Below are 24,488 nucleotides of genomic sequence, written 5' to 3'. Positions count from 1 at the left end.
TGATTAGCGTTAAGCAATTAATCTTGTGTTTTAGGCATGATGGCAGCAACTGCCGCAGTCAGCAAGCAGCCAATGGCTAAATAAATAGCGACATATTGCCATGAACCATTACCCCAAATGACCAACGCTGCAGCAATCATCGGAGTAAAACCTCCCCCAATAATACTTGCGACTTGATAGCCTACACCTGCACCGCTGTAGCGATAGGCTGTACCAAACAAAGAAGTAAAAATTGGCTGATGTACACTGACTACCATATCATGAGCAATATTAGCCAATAAAATCGCGCCAATAATAATCATCCATGTATTTTGTGCATCGAGTGCCATAAAGAATGGGAAGGCCGATAAAGCACCAATTAACCCGCCTAAAACACACATTTTTCGATGGTCAAAACGGTCTGCAAGCCAAGCAAAAAGGGGAATGCTGAAACAGCTAATTGCACCCACCATTAAGGTAATATTGAGGAAGAATTGCTTGTCCATGCCTAATTGGATGGTGGAATAATTCAGTGCAAAGTTGGTGACCAAATACATGGTCAGTAATTCTGTTAGACGTAGAGCAATAATGTAGAAGAACGCTTTAGGATGCTGTGTGATGGCTTGCACAATCGGCAGTTTTTTCGGCTTAGCATCAGCTTCTATCACCTGTTCTACAAATTCAGTTGATTCATCTTGATCACGTCGAATCCACATGGCAATAGCAATCAGTACAATGCTAGCAATGAACGGAATTCGCCATGCCCATTCAGCAAACGCTTGTTCACCCAGAGTGGCAATAATAAGCGATACTGCACCTGTGGCTAAAACTAGTCCTACGCCATAACCAATCTGTACGCCACTGCTATAAAATGCTTTCTTGCCTTTAGGGGCATTTTCTACTGCCATCAGGGCAGCGCCACCCCATTCACCACCTACCGCAAAGCCTTGGATTGCTCTTAGCGTGACCAGTAAAATGGGTGCCCACCAACCAATTGCATCAAAATTCGGTAATAACCCGATACCAACGGTTGAAATCCCCATAAGCACAACCGTTAACACCAACATCTTTTTACGTCCGAGTTTGTCACCGAAGTGTCCAAACACAATGCCGCCTAATGGGCGGAATAAGAAGCCGACTCCAAAAGTGGCAAGCGCAGCAAGTGTGCCCATATTGTTGCCAATACTGGGGAAAAATTGATCTTTAAAGATGAGTGCAGCAACAATGCCGTAGAGGAGAAAGTCATACCAATCAACAACAGCACCAACAAAGCTACTTAGGGCTGCTTTACGTGCACGTTGTTCTTGAGGTTGTGAAGTATTTTGAGAGGGTGTAGCAGAGTTTGCAGAACGCATACAGCGGATTATTCCATGATTGACAACAGAGTTGCCCTGTAATATTCGGATTTGATCGTCACGCCAATCACAGGACAGCATGCTAAAAGTAAAGGTGATTTTTAGCATCTCAGCGCATACACGGATAATGTATTGCGCTGATAGAGTACTCTAATTTTATGTTTTGTGAATAGTAAATTGATTTAAATTTGTTCTTATGGCTAAAACTTATGCAATGTGGCGAGGCTGAACTAAATGTAGGTCAAAATAAAATGAGCCTTTCAAAGTAGTGAAAGCTGTGTTTCAGCATCATGTGCGGCCAATTGATAGACACCGACCCCAATCAGCCGAAATTGTAATTCTGGGGGAATTGACATCTCATTTAATAATTGTTGGATGACTTGTACCAAATCATCTCTTGAGGTGAGCGGGGTTTTAAAGCTTTTACTATGCTGTAGAACTTGGAAATTTTTGAGCTTTAATTTTGCAGATACCCCACGTGCAGTAAGCTGCTTTTTCTCCAAACTGTGCCAGACTTGGTCAATTAATTTAGGCCAATAGCTATGGCATTGTTCGAGAGTAAAATCATCATCGAAGGTGGTTTCTTTAGAAATTTGCTGACGTTCGCGTTCGGCTTGAACAGGGCGTTCATCTATACCTTGGGCATATAAAAACAGCTGCCGCCCATATTTACCAAAATGATGAATTAATACAGATTCATCAATTTTTTGCAAATCTCCCAATGTGGCAAGATCTAATGTTTTGAGCTTTTCTTGCATGACTTTTCCTACACCCGGTATCTTTTTTAGGGGTAAATCATGAATAAAGTTTAAAACTTGCGTGGGTTTAATCACACAGATGCCATTGGGTTTGTGCCAGTCGGAGGCCACTTTGGCTAGAAACTTATTTGGCGCAACACCGGCTGAAGCTGTTAAGCCTGTGCTTTGAAAAATTTCAGCTTGAATCCGCATTGCAACTTCTGTGGCACTCGGCACATGTTGAAAGTTTTCAGTGACATCCAAATAGGCTTCATCTAATGAAAGCGGTTCAATCGTATGTGTGTAACGGCGAAAAATTTGATGAATTTGAGCAGACACAGCCCGATATTTTTCAAAATTGGGTTCAATTACCACCACCTGTGGGCAGATTTTGCGTGCCTGTGACATCGACATTGCAGAACGCAAACCAAATTCACGTGCAGGGTAAGATGCTGCACAAATCACTGCACGTGGATGATGTGAGGACACCACCACAGGGAGGTGTTTCAAATCAGGCCGGTCACGTAGTTCGACTGACGCAAAAAAAGCATCCATATCGATATGTATGATTTTCCTCATGCTCACTTTATGTTTGGTTTAACTAACACAATTGAGTATCGCATAGACTGATCTTGCTCAATAGCTCGTGCTTCAGCCCAAACGACACAGGTTGACTCAGTAAAACGACTTGTACATGTTGTTGTTCTGCTGCTTGAATTAATCGATTTAAACTCTTTGGCGTGTTATCGGCGAAGCGAGGTAAAAACTCAAGTTCCGGTTCAATTGGAGTAAAAAAGTTATCCCAATGTATTGGAATCACTGTTTTGGGTTGTAGCGTTGCCAAGGTTTCCTTTAAATAATTTTGTTGAAATTGTTCAGATTGCTTGGAAAGTTGCGCAATGCCTAAAAACAAGGTATCGACTTTTAAATGTTGAAATTGCTTTGGTATTGCTCCGGTACTGGCTTTGACCAAACTCACATGTTCGCCATGTTGAATTAAATAATCAAAGGAGCCACCTTCTTTAAAACTGGGAAAACGGGTCGGTAACGTTAGCGGTGTAGTAATTTCTTCTCCAAGATCATTATTTACCACTGTAGGAGGTGTGTGTTGAGACGGAATAGCAGTGACTGTGAATGCACCAAACTTCATCGGCTGCCAAGCTTGAACCCGTTGTAATTGTGTCTCGGGGATATTGGCGCCACGGGCGATATTGAGTGTACTGTTAGAGCCCACAATTTTGGCCTGACTCAGTTGATGTGCGAGAAATGGGACATCTAGCGCATGATCATAATGTGAATGTGTGACCAGAATGGCTTGCGTACGTTTTAAATTGTGTGATTGGATGATCTGATCCACTTTGGACGCATCACTGTCAATTTTTTTTAAAAAGGTTGTTGCCAAAGATGGGCGACTAAAGAAACCATCCACTAAAACCTGCTGCTTGCCATCATCAAATAATAATGTCGAAACACCGAAAAATTTAACCTGATAATGAGGCATTTTATGGTCTTGATGCGCTTGATAGATCCAAGGCTGAAAGGTTTTGAGTTGCCCTGATGGTTGAACCAAATACAGCAGTGCAAGGCTTAAACTCACGATGATACTCAAGATGCAATAAGCCCATATTTTTCTTTTCCCCATATTGAATCGTCCTTAATTTTCTATTTTTTCTTCATTTTAGTGCTAATTTTTATGCTTTTATCTGCAGCCGTTTATTTAAACCGTCAGAATGTTATTTTTCAGTTTGAATGGCATGCTCCAGACCATTGGCTTTTAAAAAGCTATTCCATTGGCTTTGTGAACCATAAAACACATTTAAGTCGACCGTTGTTGGGATGCCGCTGATCTCACCTTGATTGGTATGTTGCCAAAACAACCATTTTGGATTGTTTTTTAAATCTGGCAAGCTCTTATATTCGCGTACCCACAACGGTGTTTTTTGAAACTCACCAGCCAAGACAATGTTATAAAATGATTTTGAGGTATAAAAAATAGGTTGCTTACCATAGTGCCGATGTAACCGGTCATGCATGTCGTTAATTTCTTTGAGTAGTTGTTCTTTGCTATAGGTATTGATGCAGTTACTATCATATTCTAAGTCAATGACTGGGGGCAGGGCATCGGCTTTATTGGGGACAGAGTCAATAAAATTGTCGGCTTGAATTTTACCATCGCGACATAAGCGATAAAAATGATAGGCGCCAACAAGAAACCCTCTTTCACGTGCTTTTAGCCAATTTTCTTGAAACTTGGTGTCTTTAAAATCACCGCCTTCTGTAGCTTTTAAATAGACAAATTGATAGCGTTGCGGAGAGATCTTTGACCATTGAATCTCTTTTTGATGATGGGAAACATCAAAACCTTTGACAGGATATTCCTCAGCAGATGCAGGTCGATGAGGCATTAGCGCGAGATAACTGAGACCTGCAATCACCACGACACCCACACCGCCAATCACTGGACTGTATTTTTTCAAATCAAATTTTTTATGTTTGGCTTTGGTTTTCTTAGGCATGGAAATGTGTCCGGAACTCAGTTTTGATCATAACGCGCACCTACCTGTGTTGTCATCTAGATCGCTTCAAAGAGCAGCTTAGACGGCTACATCTTTTGGAATTTGCCAGAAAATTGCAGCAGTAATTAAATTGATACAGCCCAATAAAATCAGCGTGGTATGGAAAGCAGAGACCATCTGATCTGCACCGTAGTAAGCAGTAAATAGGTTCACCAAAGTACCTGCAAGCGCTACACCAATACTCATTGAAACCATCATAATCATGGATAAAAAACTATTGCCGCTGCTGGCATCTTGTTGCGGTAAGTCTTTCAACGTCAGCGTATTCATCGAAACAAATTGGAGGGAATTTAAGATACCAAAAATAAAGAAATGTAGAGCTCGTAACCACGTTGGCGTTTCCGCAGTAGATAAAGCAAAACTACAGATACAGGCACCCACTAAAAAGGTATTAACCAACAGGACTTTGCGATAACCAAAGCGCTGAATGATTTGGCGAATAATCGGCTTGGAGGCCAATGACCCGAGCACAGTCGGGATCATCAATAAACCGGTAATGAACGGTTCGAAGCCAAAAGCCACTTGCAGCATGAGTGGAATTAAAAAAGGCATGGCATTGCCACCGAGACGGGCAAAGAAATTGCCAACAATGCCAATGGCATAAATTTTATTCTTAAATAGTTTACTTCTAAATAGGGCATTGGCATGGGTGTGCGCATGAAAAGCATAAATGGTACATGCCGCTATGCCAGCAAAAATTAAGCTTAAACTCCACCAGAGCGGCAGGTGAGGGCTGGCAAAATTTTCAATGCCGAGAGATAAGCCCACCATGGCGACCACCAGTAGAATAAAGCCCCAGAAGTCAAAACGCTGCACACTTGGTTCGGTAACATTAGGCATGGCTTTAAAAGTAATGAGCACACCAAGAAGTCCCATCGGGATATTAATCAGGAAGATCCAGTGCCAACTTGCGACTTCGACCATCCAACCGCCGAGTGTCGGTCCAATCAAAGGCCCCATTAAACCCGCCAGACTCATCAGGCTCATCGCTGATAAAAACTGCGTGCGTGGTATGACTTTAAGCATGGCCAATCGCCCAACGGGTAAGAGCAGCGCCCCGCCAATACCCTGTATTACACGATAAAACAGCAGTTCATTCAGGCTATTGGCCATGCCGCAGCCCAATGACGCGAGGGTAAAAATAATAATGGCACTGAAATAGGTATTTCGTACCCCAAAACGATCGGCCAACCAACCACTTAAAGGAATACATGCTGCAACGGACAACACATAGGCCACCACCACACTGTGCATTTGTAGCGGATCTTCGCCTAAGCTACGTGCCATTGCTGGAATTGCAGTGTTGACAATGGTGGTGTCGAGCCCTTGCATGAAAAAACCAATGGACACCAGCAAAACCAAGAGTCTGAATTCGGGTTGTAAAGCCTGATGAGTTGGCGTGCTATTCATATATTTATAAAGTGAAGGTTTTGAAATAGTTTAAAGGAATATTCAGTTCGGGTTGTAGTAAAAGCTTTTCATCATTGCATTGATCCCTTGCAAGAAAACTGTAATGAAAGCTTCATGATGATGCAATCTAGTGTTTATAAATTGTTCATATTTTTATAAAAGATGAACTAAAACATGAAAATACAATTTTCAGCATTGATGTTGGCAATGCTTTCGGTGGGATTGGTCGCATGTAATGATAGCAATGATGATAACAAAGTCGTCGCTCCCCCTATAGTGGAAGAAACCACGCCAGATAGCATTGAACTAATGAAAATTGGGCATTATGAATCTGGAGTATTTGGAGCAAGTGCGGCAGAAATTCCTGCTTATGATGCAAGTAGTCAGCGTCTATTTGTGGTAAATGCTCAAAAAGGCATGGTGGATGTTTTGGACTTAAAACAACCTTCAACACCTCAATATTTGCAGTCATTGGATGCGAAAAAATATTTAGCCAATTCTGAAGTAAATAGTGTCGCCGTACACAATGGTATTGTGGCTTTGGCAGTACAGGCTGAGGATAAAACACAAGCAGGGATCGTGGCCTTTTTCAAAGCACAGGATTTAAGCTTTATTAGCCAGGTTAACGTCGGTGCACTGCCTGATATGCTGACCTTTAGTCCCGACGGCAAAAAGGTTTTAGTCGCGAATGAAGGCGAACCGAATGAAGGTTATGCAGTCGACCCTGAAGGTTCTGTGAGTATTATTAATATTCAAGACATCAATAAGCCAACCGTAAAGACAGCAAACTTTCAAGCATGGAATAGCCAAAAACAAAGTTTAATTGATGCGGGGGTACGTATTTTTGGCCCCGATACCAACAGTTATGCAGATCTAGCGACAAAGGGATTGCAAACCACCAGTGTGGCACAAGATTTGGAGCCGGAATATATCGCGATTAGTGCAGATGCTAAAACCGCTTGGGTCAGTTTGCAGGAAAATAATGCCATTGCCGTTTTGGATTTAGTCAAAGATGAATTCATCGATATTTTTCCGATGGGCTATAAAGATCATGGCTTACCTGAAAATGCTCTAGATGCGAGTGATCGCGATTGCTTGGTTGGGGCGATGGATAGTCATGGTCAAAGCATTACAGGCTGCGACAAAGATGCTGGCATGATTAATATCAAGTCTTGGCCTGGGCTGTATGGCATGTATATGCCAGATGCGATTGCTCAATATCAAGTGAACGGTAAGCCTTATTTGGTCACGGCGAATGAAGGTGATGCACGTGAATGGCTTAAAGATGAAGATGCCTATTTTAAAGGAAATGACCTCACTCAAGGCTATGCTGAAGAAATTCGGGTGAAGCATCTATTTAAAAAAGCAGGTTTTGATCTTAAAGGGGATTATGCCGCACATTTACGTCATATCGTGCCGGGTGTAACGGGTGCAAAATTAGATTCAAGCGTATTTAAGCCTTGTGTTACGACAGATGCGAACGAAGTATGTGCAGAGAATTTGATTAAAGATACACAAATTGGTCGTTTAACCATAAGTTGGACACAAGGCTTTAAACGAGATGCTTCAGGTCAGCCTTTACTTGAAGATGGTAAATTGGTGTATGACAAATTGTATGCCTATGGTGGTCGCTCATTCAGTATTGTTGACCCGACGACGCGTCAAATCATCTGGGATTCTGGTAGTGAGTTTGAACGTAAAATTGCGGAGTTATTTCCAAAGCAATTTAATAGCAACCATGAAACCTTTAAATTTGATGATCGTAGTGACAACAAAGGCCCAGAGCCTGAAGGGATTACATTAGGTCAAATTGGTAAAAAAACCTTTGCTTTTATTGGTCTTGAACGTGCTAGCGGTATTATGGTGTATGACATTAGCAACCCTCAGAATGCACAGTTTGTACAGTACTTTAATGACCGTGATATCAACCAAACAGACATCACACAACAAGGTGATTTAGGCCCTGAAGGTCTCATCTTCATTGCAGCCAAAGACTCACCAAATGGTCAGCCCTTATTGGTTGTGGGTAAGGAAGTGAGCGGATCTACAGCTGTTTATCAGATCAAACTAAAATAAATAAAGATTAAATACTTTGTTTTATTTAGATTTTTTATTTTAGTAAACAGAAAAGTACAGCACTAAATTGTATGAACACAAGATAAACTGTCATAATGCGGCCGAGTCCTTCAGTTACTGGAGGACTTTTTTCATTATGGCAAAGGTGTATTGTTTTATGACAATCGAAATTTTGATGGTCATAGGCTTCTGTCTCGCGGCCTATTCAATTGTCGGTAATGATGTACCTCAGACATTAGGTACATTTATTTCATCCAATGCGCATCGTCCATGGTGGGTATTGTGGATTTATGTCAGCAGTATTTTAGCAATTGTTTTGGTCTACGGTTGGTATGCCTCAGGGGTGGGGGACGCCTCTTATGGTCGTTTGGAAACCATTCCATTTCCAAAAGAAGGGGTAACCTGGCTGTATATTGTGCCGCCAATTCTGTTAATTATTTTGACTAAATATGGCATTCCAGTCAGTACGACCTTCTTGGTGCTTACAATTTTCTCGCCGAGTAGCTTGGGGTCGATGTTGACCAAATCCATGATGGGTTATGCGGTGGCATTTGTTGTGGCGATCGTGGTTTATCGCTTCGTCATCAAAGGAATTTCAGTTTATTTCAGTAAAACCCGTGATGAAACACCATCTAATATTTGGATTGGTTTACAGTGGGTGTCGACGGCTTTTCTATGGAGTCAGTGGCTGATTCAAGATTTGGCTAATATCTTTGTGTATGTGCCACGCCAGGTACCTTTAGAGTTTCTGATTTTTGCAATTTTGGTCTTTGTTGTACTGCTTGGCGTGATTTTGTATCAACGTGGCGGCGCGATTCAGGGCATTATTGATACCAAAACCGGTGTGGCAGATATTCGCTCCGCGACCATTATTGATTTTATTTATGCCTTGATTTTATTGGTATTCAAAGAGTGGAGTAACATCCCGATGAGTACGACATGGGTATTCTTGGGCTTATTGGCAGGACGTGAATTTGCGATGTCGATGCACTTACATGAAGTGAATAAATATCGAACTTCACGTAATGTGAGTAAAGATGCCATGAAGTTAATGTTAGGTTTGTTGATGAGTATCTTCTTGGCGACCACATTGCCATGGTTCTATCGTGTGGTGTCCGGTATCGGAAGTTAAGTTGATCGTTAGGTTTAGCTCATATTCCTGATGAAAGAAAAAACGGGGAAATGTCCCCGTTTTTTTATACTTAAAATATTTTGGCTTTAGTCTTTACACTACAAAATGTTTTGGGCAATCCAAGTTTTTCAGCGCACTAAATATTTGTTTAGATGAATTACACACAATGAGTTTAGCACGGTGCTGAGGTGGTAAAAAACCTTCTAGCACAGCATGGTCAAGCTGAGTAATTAAGGCATCATAAAAGCCATTGACGTTATAGAGCATCATTGGTTTTTGATGTTGATTAAGTTGGCCCCAAGTCGCAATTTCTAAAATTTCTTCAAATGTACCTAATCCACCTGGTAGGGCGACAAAAGCACTCGCACGTTCAGCCATCATCGCTTTACGTTCATGCATCGTGCGTACCACATGCAGTTCAGTTAAATCATTATGGGCAATTTCATAGTCCAACATAAACTCTGGAATGACGCCGACAGCTTCACCACCATGCTGCACTACTGCATTGGCGACTTGTCCCATCAAGCCAATACTGGCGCCGCCATAGACCAGTCCAAAACCATTTTCAGCAAGACCTTGGGCTAAAGCGATGGCTTTTTCTTGATAAATTGGATTATTACCGGAACGGGAGCCACAATAGAGTGCAATGAGTGGTTGAGTTGTTTGGGGAGAGGGATTGCTTAATTTTTCTGTCATTTTTAATCCGCTATTCATTCGGTTCAATTTTACCTTAGCATGTTATTTTTTATGACTCTACAGTGGCATGCAAATATGACAGTTTAATGTCTAACAATATCGCATACTGATTTTTCCAGATTGGACTTTGGTAAAAAAAGATGAATTTTTAATGCAACTTGCTATACTAAAAACCTCATTTTTAGCTAAAGAACCGTCATGGGCAGTGGTTGTTGTCACTCGGCACACATACATCTATTAGAAATAACGCCATCTCAAGCGTTGACATTTATTCCTACAATTTGCATTTCACGACACGTTAATGTGCTCACATCCACCCTTAAGGAGATACAGTCATGATCTTTGAGTGGATGTCAGATCCATCAGCATGGGTTGGCTTATTAACGCTGGTTATTTTAGAAATTGTTCTGGGTATTGATAACCTCGTATTCATTGCCATTCTTGCGGAAAAATTACCGCCGGAGAAGCGTAATACTGCTCGTATTGTCGGCCTACTTTTAGCGCTGTGTATGCGTTTGGTGCTGTTGGCTTCAATTGCATGGGTTGTTACCCTTACTAATCCGCTCTTCCATATTTTTGATCACGCCTTTTCAGGTCGAGACCTGATTCTGCTGTTTGGTGGTGTATTCCTGTTATTTAAGGGCACCATGGAACTTCGAGAGCGTCTTGAAAATAAACCAATGCTGAAGGAAGAGAACCCTGTACATGCCACTTTCTGGATGGTGATCGTACAGATTGTGGTATTGGATGCGGTGTTCTCACTGGATAGTGTCATTACTGCTGTCGGTATGGTGAAAGAGCTATCGGTCATGATGGTGGCTGTGATTATTGCAGTCGGTATTATGCTGTGGGCATCTAAACCATTGATGAACTTCGTCAACCGTCATCCGACGGTGGTGATTCTGTGTTTATGCTTCCTGATGATGATTGGTTTCTCATTATTGGTCGAAGGTTTTGGTTTCCATATTCCAAAAGGCTACTTGTATGCGGCGATTGGTTTCTCTGTACTCATCGAGTTCCTCAACCAAACTATGCGTCATAATCAGGAAAAATTAGTGACCACAACCGACTTGCGTTATCGCACAGCGTCCGCAGTGATGCGTATGTTGGGTGGGAAGAATGTGGCTGATCATCCGAATGAAAATGAAGATGTCTTAGCGACACGTGCCTTTGCTGATGAAGTCTTTGATGAAGAAAACGGGGCTTATCACAGTGTGATGGTACAAGGTGTACTTGGCTTGTCTGAGCGCCCTGTGAAGTCAGTAATGACACCGCGGCCTGAGCTTGAGTGGATTGATTTAGATGAAGAACCGGAAGCCATTCGGGCGCAATTGCTTAGTACCACACATTCACGTTTAATTGTGGCGCATGGTGAGTTAGACAACATTGCGGGTGCCGTGTTGACCCATAAAGTCATGAATGACTATATCGAAACTGGCGTGTTAGATTTTGAAAAACATCTACGTGAACCTGTTGTTGTACATGAAAATGCGCAAGTGTTGATGGTGATGGAGCAATTACGTCAAGCCCCATTACAAATGGCGATTGTTCTGAACGAATACGGTTCAATTGAAGGGATTGCCACCCCAATTGATGTATTAGAAGCGATTGCCGGTGAATTTCCCGATGAGGATGAACCGGAAACGGCTGCGGAAAGTTTAGATGATGGTACCTTATTGCTAGATGGCTCGACTGATATTCGTCATGTATCGTTGCTGTTAGGCCGTGATTTGGTCGATGAGTCTGAACAGTACTCAACTTTGTCGGGTTATATCTTATTCCATTTAGGTCGCTTGCCAGCTAATGGCGAAAAGCTCACAGCAGATCAGCATGTCTTTGAAGTTGTTACCATGGACGGACATAAAATTGAAAAAGTGCATGTGATTCCAGTACCCAACCAAGATTAATCTGCTAAAGATTGCTTCAACATTCTGTTGATAGATCCATTAAAATAGTCCGCAATGTCGGGCTATTTTTTTTGGAATATTCATGTCGAATACAGATTGTCCTTGTGGTCAGGGAAACTATATAAACTGCTGTCAGCCATTGCATTTAGGTGTGGTAAAAGCTGCAACAGCTGAACAATTGATGCGTTCTCGTTATAGTGCTTTTGCTCAACACGAAATTGATTATATTGTGCAAACGACAGCCAAAGGCCAACAACAGGCATTGGATGTTGCTGCTATTCGGGATTGGAGTGAGTCGAATCAATGGCTCAAATTAGACGTCGTACAAGCACAGGAAAAGCTTGATAAAAATCATGCACAGGTTGAATTCAAAGCGCATTATCACGATGGTCAGCAAGCACAGGAACATCATGAAATTTCACATTTTGTGAAGCATGCAGGGGCGTGGTATTTTCTTGATCCGACCACAGAGATGAAAATCACCATGAAGCAGCCGTGTATTTGTGGTTCTGAACGAAAATTTAAACAATGTTGTGCGCAATTTTTATAACATTTGAGCAGATTTAGCTTAGAATAGCGCGCATCTTAACCCTCAGTGGAAGAAGGGCGATGTTACTTACAGTTATTTATATTATCGCAATTACGGCAGAAGCAATGACAGGTGCATTGTCGGCGGGTCGGCGGAGTATGGATTGGTTTGGGGTAACACTGATTGCCTGTGTCACGGCACTGGGAGGCGGTTCAGTTCGTGATGTGCTACTCGGGCATTATCCACTGACTTGGGTCAAGCATCCTGAATATTTAATGCTGACCTGTTTTGCTGCATTCGTTACCATCCTGATTGCAAAATGGATGCGTCATCTTCGTAATATCTTCTTGGTACTCGATGCCCTTGGTTTGATTGGCTTTACCATTATTGGCTGTCAAATTGCCTTAGAAATGGGGCATGGCTTTGTAGTTTCTGCGGTTGCTGGCGTACTAACGGGTGTGTCTGGCGGTATTCTACGAGATATTCTCTGTAACGATGTACCTTTGGTTTTCCGTAGAGAACTGTATGCCAGTATCTCTTTTGTTTCCGTGATTTGTTATTGGATCTGCATCGAAATTGGTCTTTCGCTGGAATTGACAGTAATCGCGACACTGATTTTTGGCTTTACCTTGCGTCTGATTGCGATTTACTTTGGCTTAGAAATGCCTAAATTTATCTATAAAGATGAAGATGACCAGTCTGCATCGTCAAAAGACTTATCTTAATTTAATCGGTTGAAGACTGTTTTGTTTTGAGATGTAGATTACTGACATCATGCAAACAGTCTTTCACATCAACTGATTTTAAACGCGTAAAATTATAAATCCTGTTGGGAAAGCAGCGTGCACCCCTTTCACCAGTTCAGAGATCGTAATATGGACTTAGTCTCACGTATTCAACGCTTACCGATTGGTAAGTTCCATTACACCTTACTTTGGGTCATTGGCCTTGGCTGGATGTTTGATGCCATGGACACGGGTCTGATTTCCTTCATCTTGGCGAAGATGGCAGAAGATTGGGCAATGACACCAAATGATAAAAGTTGGGTGGTTTCGATTGGGTTCGTGGGCATGGCCATTGGTGCAGTTTGTTCGGGTGGCTTAGCCGACCGTTTTGGTCGCAAGACTGTATTTGCTGTGACTTTAGTGATTTATAGTTTGGCAACAGCCGCCTGTGCCTTTGCTCCTAACTTAACTTGGCTTTTGGTGTTTCGCTTTATTGTTGGCTTAGGTTTAGGCGGACAGCTTCCTGTTGCGGTGACCTTAGTCAGCGAATATATTCCTGCCCATGTACGTGGACGATTTATTGTATTACTTGAAAGTTTTTGGGGCTTAGGTTGGCTGGTCGCAGCTCTAGTTTCACGTTTTATTATTCCTGATTTTGGTTGGCACGCGGCATTCCTCATTGGCGGGATTCCTGCTTTATATGCCATTGTGATTTGGAAAATGGTGCCTGAGTCTGTGCCTTATTTAATTAACCGGGGTCGCTTTGATGAAGCCCATGCATTGGTGAAAAAAATTGAAGCCAAATGCGGTGTGGAAGTGATTGAAATCTTTGAAGTAAAATCTGTTGCAGAAAAGCATAACATCAGTTTTTCACAACTTTGGTCAGGTGTATTTGCGCGTCGTACCTTAATGTTATGGCTGATTTGGTTTGGTATTGTCTTTTCCTATTACGGCATTTTCACCTGGCTACCAAGCTTATTGGTGAAAGAAGGCTACACCATCGTACAATCTTTTGAATATGTCTTGGTAATGATTCTGGCACAGTTGCCGGGATATATTGCGGCAGCATGGTTGGTGGAAAAACTCGGTCGTAAAGCCACATTGGCAGGTTTTATTGGCATGTGTGCAGTATCGGCTTATTTCTTTGGTCAGTCAGGCAGCGTTACTGAAATTGTGATTTGGGGCTGTTTAATGTCCTTCTTCAACTTGGGTGCATGGGGGGTGTTATATACCTATACCCCAGAACAATACCCAGCCAACATTCGTGCCTTTGGTTCAGGTTGGGCAGGGGCAATTGGTCGTATTGGCGGTATTGCTGCACCGTTCGCAGTAACACATATGATGGATATGGATCACGGTTTTAGCTATGTCTTTATGATGTTTACTGCGGTGTTAATTGCAGTGGCGTTAATTATTTTAGTCTTAGGTGAAGAAACCAAAGGTAAAACACTGGAATCGATTGGTCTGTAAAAGGCTGGTGAATTTTTAGTTGATCATGGTGGATAAAATGGATATTTTTACGCCATAAGACATAATTTGTCGCAGAGTGTGTGTTGATACCCTTGTATTAGTGAACACCTGCGACATAGCATAAGAACCCAAGAAAGAACGAACAATTTAGGATTATAGGTTGTTATGACAAGCCTTGCGCATCATGCGACAGAAAACCGTTCCGTAGCAGAATTTACCGAACAAGCATATCTCAATTACGCAATGTACGTGATCATGGATCGTGCCTTGCCTCATATCAGTGATGGTTTGAAACCCGTACAACGTCGTATTGTGTATGCGATGAGTGAATTAGGATTAAAGCCCACGGGTAAACCGAAAAAATCTGCACGTACTGTGGGTGACGTACTGGGTAAGTACCATCCGCATGGTGACTCTGCGTGTTATGAAGCTATGGTGCTCATGGCACAGCCATTTAGCTATCGCTATCCATTTATTGAAGGTCAAGGCAACTGGGGTTCTCCAGATGACCCAAAATCCTTCGCTGCCATGCGATATACCGAAGCTAAACTTTCAGCTTATAGTGATTTGTTATTGTCAGAGTTAGGCCAAGGCACTTGTGATTGGCAAGACAACTTTGATGGTTCAATGAAAGAGCCGGTCAATCTTCCTGCACGCGTACCTAATATCTTACTCAATGGTACAACCGGTATTGCGGTGGGGATGGCAACGGATATTCCACCTCATAACTTACGTGAAGTGGTGAAAGGCACGATTGCCTTAATTCGTAATCCAAATTTGACCGATGAAAAAGTTGCTGAATATATTCCTGCGCCTGATTCACCGACACGTGCTGAAATTATTACCTCACCTGAAGAGTTGCTAAAAATTCAAACTACAGGTCGTGGCAGTTACCGGACTCGTGCGGTTTATAGCATTGAAAAAAATGAAATTGTGATTACAGAATTGCCGTATCAAGTTTCTGGCTCGAAAGTCATTACCCAAATTGCAGATCAAATGCAGGCAAAAAAATTGCCTTGGGTGACAGATCTACGTGATGAATCGGATCATAAAAACCCAACGCGTTTGGTGATTGTGCTGCGTTCAAATCGTATTGATGCCGAATCTGTAATGAGTCATTTATTTGCCACGACAGATTTAGAATCGAGCTATCGTGTCAATATGAATATGATTGGTGCAGATGGTCGTCCACAAGTAAAATCGATCCGACGTATCTTGTTGGAATGGATTGAGATTCGTAAAGCAACGGTGACACGCCGTCTGAATTACCATTTATCAAAAATTGAAAAACGTTTGCATATTTTGCAAGGTTTGATTATTGCCTTTTTGAATATTGATGAAGTGATTCGTATTATTCGTGAGGAAGATCAGCCGAAGCCAGTGTTGATGTCACATTTTAATATTGATGAGATTCAAGCTGAAGCCATTTTAGAACTCAAGTTACGTCATTTGGCACGACTTGAAGAAATGGAAATGCGTCGTGAGCAAGAAGAACTTGAAGCCAAAGCAGCGATTATTCGTGAGCAATTGGCCAACCCAGAATCTTTAAAAGCACTCATCATTAGTGAATTAAAAGAAGACGCGAAAAAATTTGGTGATGATCGCCGTTCACCTATCGTGCAACGCGCAGAAGCCACTGCGATTAATGAACAGGATATGCTTCCTGCTGACCCTGTCACCGTTGTGTTGTCTGAAGCTGGCTGGATTCGTTCGGCAAAAGGCCATGAAGTTGATGCTGAAAATCTGAATTTCCGTGCAGGTGATCAATACCTGAGTCATGCACAAGGTAAATCAAACCAACGCGTTTATGTACTAGATGATTCTGGTCGTAGTTATGCCTTGGGGATTAGTACTTTGCCTTCAGCGCGAGGACTGGGTGAGCCACTTAGTTCAAAACTTTCACCAGCCAGCGGTGTCGGCTTTAAACAAGTCTTGATTGCAGAGGATGAAACTGAACTTTTAGCCATGAGTGATAAAGGTTATGGTTTCAAAACTCAGGCGAAAAATCTGGATACCAATGCCAAAGCGGGGAAAGCATTCTTAAGTTTATCTGAGGGTGCGGCGGTGATGAATCTTGAAGTCATTGACAATGCAAGTCATCTTGCACTGCTCAGTTCAGCAGGACGTTTGTTGTTGATTGACCTGGCTGAATTACCTGTACTGAATAAAGGTAAAGGTAATAAATTGATACAACTTGAAGCCAAAGATCAAATAGTATCCATGACAACTTTGAACTTAGATGAAATAATTCAAGTGCTTGCAGGTAATCAACAATTAAAGCTAAAAGGGGATGACTTGCAGAAGTATGTGGGCAAGCGTGCTTCAAAAGGCGTGTTGTTGCCACGTGGATATCAAAAAGCAAATAAACTGTTCATTCAAAGATAATACTAGCATCCATGGAACGAAATACGTTATATATGCTGTTATTCGTGAAATGGATGCAATATTGAGCACCAAACAAGTTAAATAAAGACCGCTCAGTATTGAAAAAAACAGTTAGATGATTAAGGATTACGACAGGAGAATTGGGCGTTATGGAAAAGATTTGGTTAGCTGAATACCAAAAGACAGGGATTCCCGAGACTGTAGAATTACCCGCAGAAAATACATCGCTCGTCGATATTTTTGAACGTAATTTTCAGAAGTTTGGCTCACGTGATGCCTTTATCTTTATGGATAAAGTACTTACTTTTAAAGAACTTGACGAGGCGAGCCGTAAGTTTGCAACTTATTTGCAAAGTTTAGGTTTGGCAAAAGGTTCACGTGTGGCGGTAATGATGCCTAACGTTCTTCAATATCCTGTCGTTGCATTGGGTGTATTCCGTGCAGGCCTGGTTTTGGTCAACGTGAACCCACTGTACACATCACGCGAACTTGAGCATCAATTAAATGACTCAGGTACAGAAGCACTTGTAATTATTGAAAACTTTGCATCTGTTTACCAAGCAATTATTGGTAAGACACCAGTTAAACACGTCATCGTAGCTTCTGTTGGGGATATGCTAGGTGCGTTGAAAGGCACATTGGTGAACTTTGTTTTACGTTCAGTACGTAAACAAATTCCAGCTTGGAACATTCCAGGTCATATTCGTTTTAATGCAGCAATGTCAAAAGTCAGTGCAAGCAATTACAAACGTCCAAACTTAACACTGAGCGATACCGCAGTACTTCAATATACTGGTGGTACGACAGGTGTATCGAAAGGTGCAGAACTTACACATCGCAACTTAGTATCGAACATGTTGCAGTGTGATGGTATTTTCCAAAGTAAATTTGGTCAGCAAGATGGTCAACCTGATGACCGTATCTTCTGTGCATTGCCGCTTTATCATATCTTTGCCTTCATGGTATGTGCGCTTTATGGTATGTACAAAGGTCAAGCGAACGTCCTTATTCCAAACCCACGTGACTTACCTGCGGTGATGAAAGAACTGCGTAAATACCAACCTTCATTCTTCCCAGCTGTGAACACACTGTTTAATGCTTTAGTGAACAACGAAGAGTTTAAGCAACTTGATCATAGCAAGCTGAAAATGGCGATGGGTGGCGGTATGGCTGTACTTCCATCTACAGCAGAAGCATGGAAAAAAGTGACAGGGACTAACATTATCGAAGGTTATGGTCTGTCAGAAACTTCACCAGTATCAACTGCCAACCCACCTGCATCAATGGAGTTCAGTGGCACGATTGGTATTCCATTGCCGTTAACTGAAGTTGCGATTCTTGATGATGATGGCAATGAAGTCGCACAAGGTGAGCAAGGTGAAATCTCAATTCGTGGCCCTCAAGTCATGAAAGGCTATTGGAACCGTCCTGATGAAACTGCCAAAGTGATGACAGCAGATGGTTTCTTCCGTACGGGTGACATCGGTGTGATGGATCCACGTGGTTATGTGAAAATCGTTGACCGTAAAAAAGACATGATCTTGGTTTCTGGTTTCAACGTTTACCCTTCAGAAATTGAAGAAGTCATTGCGAAACATCCAAAAGTGTTGGAAGTTGCAGCGATTGGTGTGCCAGATGAAAAATCAGGTGAAGTACCTAAATTGTTTGTGGTGAAAAAAGATCCATCTTTAACCACTGAAGAAGTTTTAGCATTTGCTAAAGAAAACCTAACAGGTTACAAGCGTCCACGTTATGTTGAATTTATGGATGAACTTCCAAAATCAAACGTTGGTAAAATTTTACGTAAAGATTTACGTAAAACGGCTTAATTTAGCTCATATAAAAAAAGCGCCTTTGGGCGCTTTTTTATTTGCTAGTGTGAAAATTATAATTTTCCTTTGTTCATTGACCAGCGATCAAAGTAACGACGCCCAACACCAAATACACCTAAGAAAATAAACATTGCCCCAAATTGACGGCTAAATCCAGATTGATTGTAGCTACCATATGTCAAAATATTGTCGATGAGGCAATATAGCGCAATAACAATGACCCAATGCCACAGCGGAAGTTGTTTGATAGATACAGCATAAAAGGCAATCCACATCATGACAAAGCTGAGTACAGTCGACCAAATATTCAGATTAGCGCAAATAACTGCCAGTAAAAATGCAGTAATTGGAATAACGATTTTTAACACGCGATCGACACGTTGCTGATGGAGTTTTTGCTGTTCAAGCACTTCAAATAATTTGTCTTGATCAGGACTGCTCATAGGGGATCCTTTCATCTGCCGATAGTAAAAACACTATATTTAACAAAATTTATTCACGAAACGCCATGCTATCATAGCAGCTATAAAAATCTTCCTGAGAAAAAACACATGCAAAGCATCAGTGGGATCATCTATCTCATTTTAGGAGCGTGTTTACTACCTTATGCTTTTACCTTTATTGCAAAAAAAGCAGCTGGCTTTAAGTCGAGTGATAATCAGCATCCTCGAGAGGTTTTAGCAAAATCGACTGGGCTTGCGAGCCGTGCTAATGCTGTTCAGCAAAACAGTTTTGAAAGCCTTCCGTTATTTATTGCGGCTATTTTAATGGCTGAATATATGGTGATTCAGCAGCAATTTATCATGACCTTTGGTATTGCCTATTTGGTTTTAAGGGTTATTTATGGCGTATGTTACTTGGCTAACTGGGCAACCTTGCGTTCAATCATTTGGACACTGTCGATGCTGTGTCCAATATGTTTACTGCTGCTGGTGATTAAACTGAGCTAATCTTATTGATGCTCTGATTAAATCATTGGCTGTCGATGTAAAATCACAAAAAAAGCTGTAAAAACGTTATAATTGTGCCGACTTAAAAAGATTTAACCTAGTTTAAAGAGTGATGCTATGAGCTACAGCAATATCCCAGCAGGTAAAGACGCACCGAACGACATCTATGTCATTATTGAAATTCCTGCAAATGCAGCACCAATCAAATACGAAATTGACAAAGATTCAGATGCATTATTCGTAGACCGTTTCATGGGTACAGCAATGTTCTACCCAGCAAACTATGGTTATGTACCGAATACTTTATCTCTAGATGGTGACCCTCTAGACGTATTGGTTGTGACTCCACACCCAGTAGAGCCAGGTTCAGTGATTCGTTGCCGTCCTGTGGGCAAACTGAACATGGAAGACGACGGTGGTGTTGATGCGAAACTGGTTGCAGTTCCACACGACAAACTGACTCCAATCTACAAAGATGTTCAAGAATATACTGACCTTCCTCCATTATTGATCAGCCAAATCGAACACTTCTTCCAACACTACAAAGACTTAGAACCAGGTAAATGGGTTAAGTTAAGTGGTTGGGAAGGTGCTGATGTTGCAAAACAAGAAGTACTAAGCTCAATTGCAGCTTATGCGGAAGCAAACAAATAGTTGCTTTGTTATTTAGGCCATAGTTTTAAGACCTGAATAAAAAAACCTGCACATTGTGCAGGTTTTTTTATGGCTTTAAATTTCTGTAAATTAGAATAATTTTACAGGAATATCTAACCAGATACGCCATTCATTGGTGTCACCAATGTAGTTACCCGCTTGGTAGTTATCACTTGCACGGTAGTATGAGTGACGAAGACGCAAGCTGGCATCTTTAGCAAAGCCAGATTGAGCAGTGTACTTAACCTGGTTAAAGAACTCACGTTCTTGTCCGTCTTTAGCTGAGTTATTTACATTGATGTCCCAGCCATAGACATAGGCAGTAGTCCAGTTTAAACCTGGTAAGCCATGGTTTTTGAAGTTGTAGCTATATTGAAGCTGAACAGATTTTTCATCATTACCAATAAAATCAGAAAGGTATGAGTTTGGTAGGTAGATACTTTGACCGCCGTCAGCATTACTACCGTAATCATAACCAACATTACCGAAGTTTTGTTGGTAGGCTAACATTACGTTATGTACATCTTTGCTATATGTAGATGAGATAGCCCAAATAGTGTTCCGAGTATCTTGTGTCTTTGGATCTGCAACAGTAGAAGAGTATGTTGTACCAGGTTCAAATTCAGTATGGTAGGCACTGAAATCATGAGTCAAAGTACTATCATTCGCTAAGGCATAGCTATAGTTCGCATTGATATAATGACGATCCAGTTTATCCTTAATATCTACACCATAATAAGATGCATTTAAGGCATCATTAAATTTATATTTTGCACCCCAAACAATAGCACGATCAAGTTCGTTACCATCACTGTTGATCTGGTCAGAATATTGGTTCTTCGTGAATTTACCAGCTGTCAGAGACAAGTTTTCAATTTCATTGCTGGTAACCAGCAGGCCTTCAAAGTATTCAGGAACTAGACGAGCAGTATTTGAAGCTAATACAGGAAGATCTAAAACCTGAGTACCATATACAGCGGTCGTATTCGATACACGCGCTTTTACATAAGCACCACCACGAGCCCAGTGATCATAAGTATCGCCAATCCCTTTGGTAGGAATACCTTCATCATTTAAAGCTGTTTCACGTGGAATCATGCCATTACCAGCATGTTTATTGTCACCTAGTTTAAAAGATGCATCACCGATAATACCTGCACCAAAGCCCACAACACCTTTAGTAAAGCCAGAATCTAACTTAAACATAGCAGTTTGAGCAGCTGAGCTTGTATCAGTAACGACTTTACGTTCACCTGTCTGGTTATCAGTGTAATTCTTTTTATCACGACTTAAATAACCGGTACGAAACAGAACTGTACCTTCAGCATCTTCCACAAAGCCTTTAGATTCACTTTGTTCGCTAGCAAAAGCAGTAGAAATAAGAGCAGCGTTTACTAATACTGCAAGTGTTAGTTGTTGAGCTTTAAGCATTGGGAGAGAGCCTCATGCAAATTTGGTTAATATGTAGTGCGATTGTATATTTTTTCTTAAAAAAATCACTATTTTTAATGCGCTTATTACACTAAAGTTATGACTTTTCCCGATATATTGCAATTTAAAAGCTAAGTGAAATTATGTATGTGTTTGTTGTTAAAGGAATAGTTTATAAAACATCAATATATTTATTCTTAAAGAGTTATTTATGGGGTACTTAGCATAAAAAAATATAATAAATGTTAAAAAAAGCAATTTGATTAATATACAACCAATTGATAAGTAAGTTTTTTAAAAAATGACAATTTAAAAATGTTCAAATAGTCAAACTTGGCTGACAAATTGAGTAACTGAATTTAGAAATTTGTCTAAGACGATTGAGATGAAATTTGACTATCAAAGATTAGTTTAACCAATAGGTTTAAGCAAAAAATAATAACTAAAAACCTCATATTCATTTCGTTTGGAACAAGCTGAAATAGAACGTGAAATTTTAAGGAATAAGAACAGTTGCTTATTCTTCTTATATATTTAAGTGCTTAGTAAATTGTATCCAAAATCATAGGTTTGTTTTTTACTATACTGTATAAGTATCATGCTGTTTATTAATTAAAAAATTGATAAAAAGTTTAAATAAACAGCAAAAAAAATCTATACAGCAAGTGAAAAAGCATTAAAATCGGCGCTAATTTTTCACAAAGCCGAATCCGCTCAGGGTTTGATGTAGGCACAACATGAATCAACTCTATAAAAAAACAGTATTAGCAACATTATTTGCTTTGGGTTCAATTTCTGCATTTGCAGCTGATGAAACTCAAGCTAATGGGGCGTGGTCAGGCAGTTTGGGTGTAGTGAATAAATACATTTATCGTGGTAGCGAAGAAAATGATAAGCCTGCTGTACAGGCAGGTTTAGAGTATGGCCATAATAGTGGGTTTTTTGCAGGCTATTGGGGTTCGACATTAAATTATGACCCAACTGATGACACTCAGTCACATGGTTTTGAACATGACTTTTATGTGGGTTATGGCCGTGAATTAAATGAAAACCTGAGTTATAAATCGCAAGTTATGGCGTATGTCTACCAAGGTGGTGGCTCGATTTATAATGAAGATCGCTCTGAAAAGCGCCGTACTACGGGTGTGGAATTTTTAAATGATGTGACATACAAAGATTTAACTGTGGGTATTGGTGTGCTTTTGTCGGATGTAAGCTATGGCAATGCTGGGGATGTATATCTGAACGCAGCATATAGTTATGTACTTCCATATGATGTGTCTTTAAATAGTGCTGTCGGCGTATCAGTTTTTAATGACAGTCGTGACGACAGCTTATTAAGCACAACTGAAGATGTTGTATTTACTGAAGCACGTCTTGGTGTAAGTAAGCCTTTAGCTGATACGGGTATTGAATTTATGTCCGACTATGTTTGGGGTGGTAAAGACCGTGAAGGTGAGCGCCTCGATGATAACGTCGTGGTTGGACTTACTTATTCGTTCTAAGCAAATGATGTTTATTATTTAAAGCTAAAACTAAGATAGAAAAGTGTGCAATCCAATTGTGCACTTTTTTTATGCAATTTTCTGGGCGCTGTTGAAATAATGTACTCAAAAAAGCGCATTTTTAAAATGCTGTTACATATTGGTATGTAGCTTAGAAATTCGACTCAATAAACTAAGTTATTACTTTTTTAATGTGTAGGATGAGGATCTTTATTAATTTTTATTTTTAATAATAACTATAAAAAACAATGCAATAAAAATTTTTTTTGGCTAATTTAAATTTAAAACCATCAGATAAATGACGGGTTTTAAAAATGTTGGCACAGTGATTGCAGATACCTCCATGAGTTAAACGAAATAACCAAAAATACGTCGTAGCACGATGTGGGGGAATCCATAATGAAATTTGCATTTAAAGCTTTATCTCTTGCTGTACTAGGCGCAGCTTCAACGTTCACATTCGCTGAAGCGCCAGCTTCGGAACATACGATTTCTGGAAATATCGGGGTATTATCTAGCTATAACTTACGTGGTATTACCAATGTGCCTGAAAATAAAGATGCGACAATCCAAGGTGGTTTGGATTATAGCCATGCATCAGGCTTCTATGTAGGTTGGTGGGGTTCAACATTAAACTATGGTGATGACCTACCGAATGGTTTTGAAAATGATTTTTATGCGGGCTATAACGGTTCAATTAATGATGATCTTGGTTACACAGCAGGTCTAACTTACTACTATTACTATGATATTGATACAAGTGATGCAAACGGTTTAGAAACAATGCTTGGGCTAAGCTATAAAGATTTTGGCTTAACAGCGCAAACTTTGCTTGAAGATGTTTCATGGGGTAATGCAGGTGATACTTATATCAAAGCATCATATAGCTATGCACTTCCTAAAGACTTCAGTCTAGATACCGCGCTTGGTTTATATGCATATCAAGATTCAGGTGATTTTGAAGATAATTTAGGAACAACAGAAAGCTTTGGTTTCCGTCACTTTGATATTGGTCTAAGCAAGCCTTTAGCAGATACAGGTGTTACCGCAAGCATGAATTACACAGTTGGTGGTTATGACCGTGCGGATGAAAAACAAAAGAATAAAGTCGTATTTGGTTTGAAATACGAATTCTAATT

20 protein-coding genes are annotated in these 24,488 nt (G+C 40.7%); 12 read left to right on the top strand and 8 right to left on the bottom strand.

Going from position 1 to position 24,488, the window contains the following annotated elements:
- Positions 1-17: 17 nt before the first annotated feature.
- The 5 genes from shiA to mdtD form a co-directional block, all read right to left on the bottom strand.
- The gene (gene shiA, locus A9J31_RS06430) at positions 18-1,334 is read right to left on the bottom strand and encodes a shikimate transporter (protein WP_067763222.1); all 1,317 of its coding nucleotides are present in this window, start codon (positions 1,332-1,334) and stop codon (positions 18-20) included.
- 260 nt (positions 1,335-1,594) lie between these two features.
- Positions 1,595-2,650 carry a DNA polymerase IV gene (gene dinB / locus A9J31_RS06425; RefSeq protein ID WP_067763220.1) on the bottom strand — a complete coding sequence of 352 codons (1,056 nt, stop codon included), beginning with the start codon at positions 2,648-2,650 and terminating at the stop codon, positions 1,595-1,597.
- A 22-nt stretch (positions 2,651-2,672) separates the two neighbouring features.
- Positions 2,673-3,713: an MBL fold metallo-hydrolase gene (locus A9J31_RS06420; RefSeq protein ID WP_067763218.1), complete on the bottom strand. Its 1,041-nt coding sequence runs from the start codon at positions 3,711-3,713 to the stop codon at positions 2,673-2,675.
- Positions 3,714-3,804: 91 nt separating this feature from the next.
- The gene (locus A9J31_RS06415; protein WP_067763216.1) at positions 3,805-4,587 is read right to left on the bottom strand and encodes a glycoside hydrolase family 25 protein; all 783 of its coding nucleotides are present in this window, start codon (positions 4,585-4,587) and stop codon (positions 3,805-3,807) included.
- A 78-nt stretch (positions 4,588-4,665) separates the two neighbouring features.
- A complete protein-coding gene (mdtD, locus tag A9J31_RS06410; RefSeq protein WP_067763212.1) occupies positions 4,666-6,057 on the bottom strand; it encodes a multidrug transporter subunit MdtD in 1,392 nt (463 codons plus the stop codon).
- A 174-nt stretch (positions 6,058-6,231) separates the two neighbouring features.
- Here mdtD and A9J31_RS06405 point away from each other — a divergent pair, with 174 nt between their 5' ends.
- Complete coding sequence (locus tag A9J31_RS06405; RefSeq protein WP_067763209.1) at positions 6,232-8,133, top strand: choice-of-anchor I family protein; 1,902 nt, start codon at positions 6,232-6,234, stop codon at positions 8,131-8,133.
- A gap of 157 nt (positions 8,134-8,290) precedes the next feature.
- Positions 8,291-9,265 (top strand): hypothetical protein, encoded by a 975-nt coding sequence (locus A9J31_RS06400; protein WP_067763207.1) that lies wholly within the window; start codon positions 8,291-8,293, stop codon positions 9,263-9,265.
- Between the two features lie 93 nt (positions 9,266-9,358).
- Here the strand turns inward: A9J31_RS06400 and A9J31_RS06395 are convergent, their stop codons facing one another.
- Positions 9,359-9,979 carry an LOG family protein gene (locus A9J31_RS06395; protein ID WP_067763204.1) on the bottom strand — a complete coding sequence of 207 codons (621 nt, stop codon included), beginning with the start codon at positions 9,977-9,979 and terminating at the stop codon, positions 9,359-9,361.
- 317 nt (positions 9,980-10,296) lie between these two features.
- On the opposite strand from A9J31_RS06395, the gene A9J31_RS06390 reads away from it, so the two are divergent.
- The 6 genes from A9J31_RS06390 to A9J31_RS06365 all read left to right on the top strand — a co-directional run bounded on the left by A9J31_RS06390 (position 10,297) and on the right by A9J31_RS06365 (position 18,806).
- The gene (locus A9J31_RS06390; RefSeq protein WP_067763202.1) at positions 10,297-11,868 is read left to right on the top strand and encodes a TerC family protein; all 1,572 of its coding nucleotides are present in this window, start codon (positions 10,297-10,299) and stop codon (positions 11,866-11,868) included.
- A gap of 82 nt (positions 11,869-11,950) precedes the next feature.
- The gene (locus A9J31_RS06385; RefSeq protein ID WP_067763200.1) at positions 11,951-12,418 is read left to right on the top strand and encodes a YchJ family protein; all 468 of its coding nucleotides are present in this window, start codon (positions 11,951-11,953) and stop codon (positions 12,416-12,418) included.
- Between the two features lie 59 nt (positions 12,419-12,477).
- A complete protein-coding gene (locus tag A9J31_RS06380; protein ID WP_067763198.1) occupies positions 12,478-13,122 on the top strand; it encodes a trimeric intracellular cation channel family protein in 645 nt (214 codons plus the stop codon).
- Positions 13,123-13,272: 150 nt separating this feature from the next.
- On the top strand, positions 13,273-14,592 hold the full coding sequence (niaP, locus tag A9J31_RS06375) for a niacin transporter NiaP (protein WP_067763196.1): 1,320 nt from the start codon (positions 13,273-13,275) through the stop codon (positions 14,590-14,592).
- A gap of 165 nt (positions 14,593-14,757) precedes the next feature.
- Positions 14,758-16,977, top strand: a complete 2,220-nt coding sequence (gene parC, locus A9J31_RS06370) for a DNA topoisomerase IV subunit A (protein ID WP_067763194.1) — start codon at positions 14,758-14,760, stop codon at positions 16,975-16,977.
- Between the two features lie 149 nt (positions 16,978-17,126).
- Positions 17,127-18,806 (top strand): long-chain-fatty-acid--CoA ligase, encoded by a 1,680-nt coding sequence (locus A9J31_RS06365; RefSeq protein ID WP_067763192.1) that lies wholly within the window; start codon positions 17,127-17,129, stop codon positions 18,804-18,806.
- 56 nt (positions 18,807-18,862) lie between these two features.
- Here A9J31_RS06365 and A9J31_RS06360 read toward each other — a convergent pair whose 3' ends face one another.
- Positions 18,863-19,252, bottom strand: a complete 390-nt coding sequence (locus tag A9J31_RS06360; protein ID WP_067763190.1) for a hypothetical protein — start codon at positions 19,250-19,252, stop codon at positions 18,863-18,865.
- 108 nt (positions 19,253-19,360) lie between these two features.
- On the opposite strand from A9J31_RS06360, the gene A9J31_RS06355 reads away from it, so the two are divergent.
- Both A9J31_RS06355 and ppa read left to right on the top strand, forming a co-directional pair.
- Positions 19,361-19,759, top strand: coding sequence for an MAPEG family protein (locus A9J31_RS06355; protein ID WP_067763188.1), 399 nt, complete (start codon positions 19,361-19,363; stop codon positions 19,757-19,759).
- A 117-nt stretch (positions 19,760-19,876) separates the two neighbouring features.
- On the top strand, positions 19,877-20,413 hold the full coding sequence (gene ppa, locus A9J31_RS06350) for an inorganic diphosphatase (protein WP_005233448.1): 537 nt from the start codon (positions 19,877-19,879) through the stop codon (positions 20,411-20,413).
- Between the two features lie 90 nt (positions 20,414-20,503).
- Here ppa and A9J31_RS06345 read toward each other — a convergent pair whose 3' ends face one another.
- A complete protein-coding gene (locus A9J31_RS06345) occupies positions 20,504-21,844 on the bottom strand; it encodes an OprD family outer membrane porin (RefSeq protein WP_067763186.1) in 1,341 nt (446 codons plus the stop codon).
- A 737-nt stretch (positions 21,845-22,581) separates the two neighbouring features.
- On the opposite strand from A9J31_RS06345, the gene A9J31_RS06340 reads away from it, so the two are divergent.
- Both A9J31_RS06340 and A9J31_RS06330 read left to right on the top strand, forming a co-directional pair.
- Entirely contained in the window at positions 22,582-23,349 is a 768-nt protein-coding gene (locus tag A9J31_RS06340) for a TorF family putative porin (RefSeq protein WP_067763184.1), read from the top strand.
- Positions 23,350-23,748: 399 nt separating this feature from the next.
- Positions 23,749-24,486 carry a TorF family putative porin gene (locus A9J31_RS06330; protein WP_067763180.1) on the top strand — a complete coding sequence of 246 codons (738 nt, stop codon included), beginning with the start codon at positions 23,749-23,751 and terminating at the stop codon, positions 24,484-24,486.
- The last annotated feature ends 2 nt before the right edge of the window (positions 24,487-24,488 follow it).

The organism is Acinetobacter gandensis, from assembly GCF_001678755.1.
In the GTDB taxonomy this organism is placed as follows: domain Bacteria; phylum Pseudomonadota; class Gammaproteobacteria; order Pseudomonadales; family Moraxellaceae; genus Acinetobacter; species Acinetobacter gandensis.
Note: the sequence above shows the minus strand (reverse complement) of the source record. Positions and strands in the feature narration are given on the sequence as shown.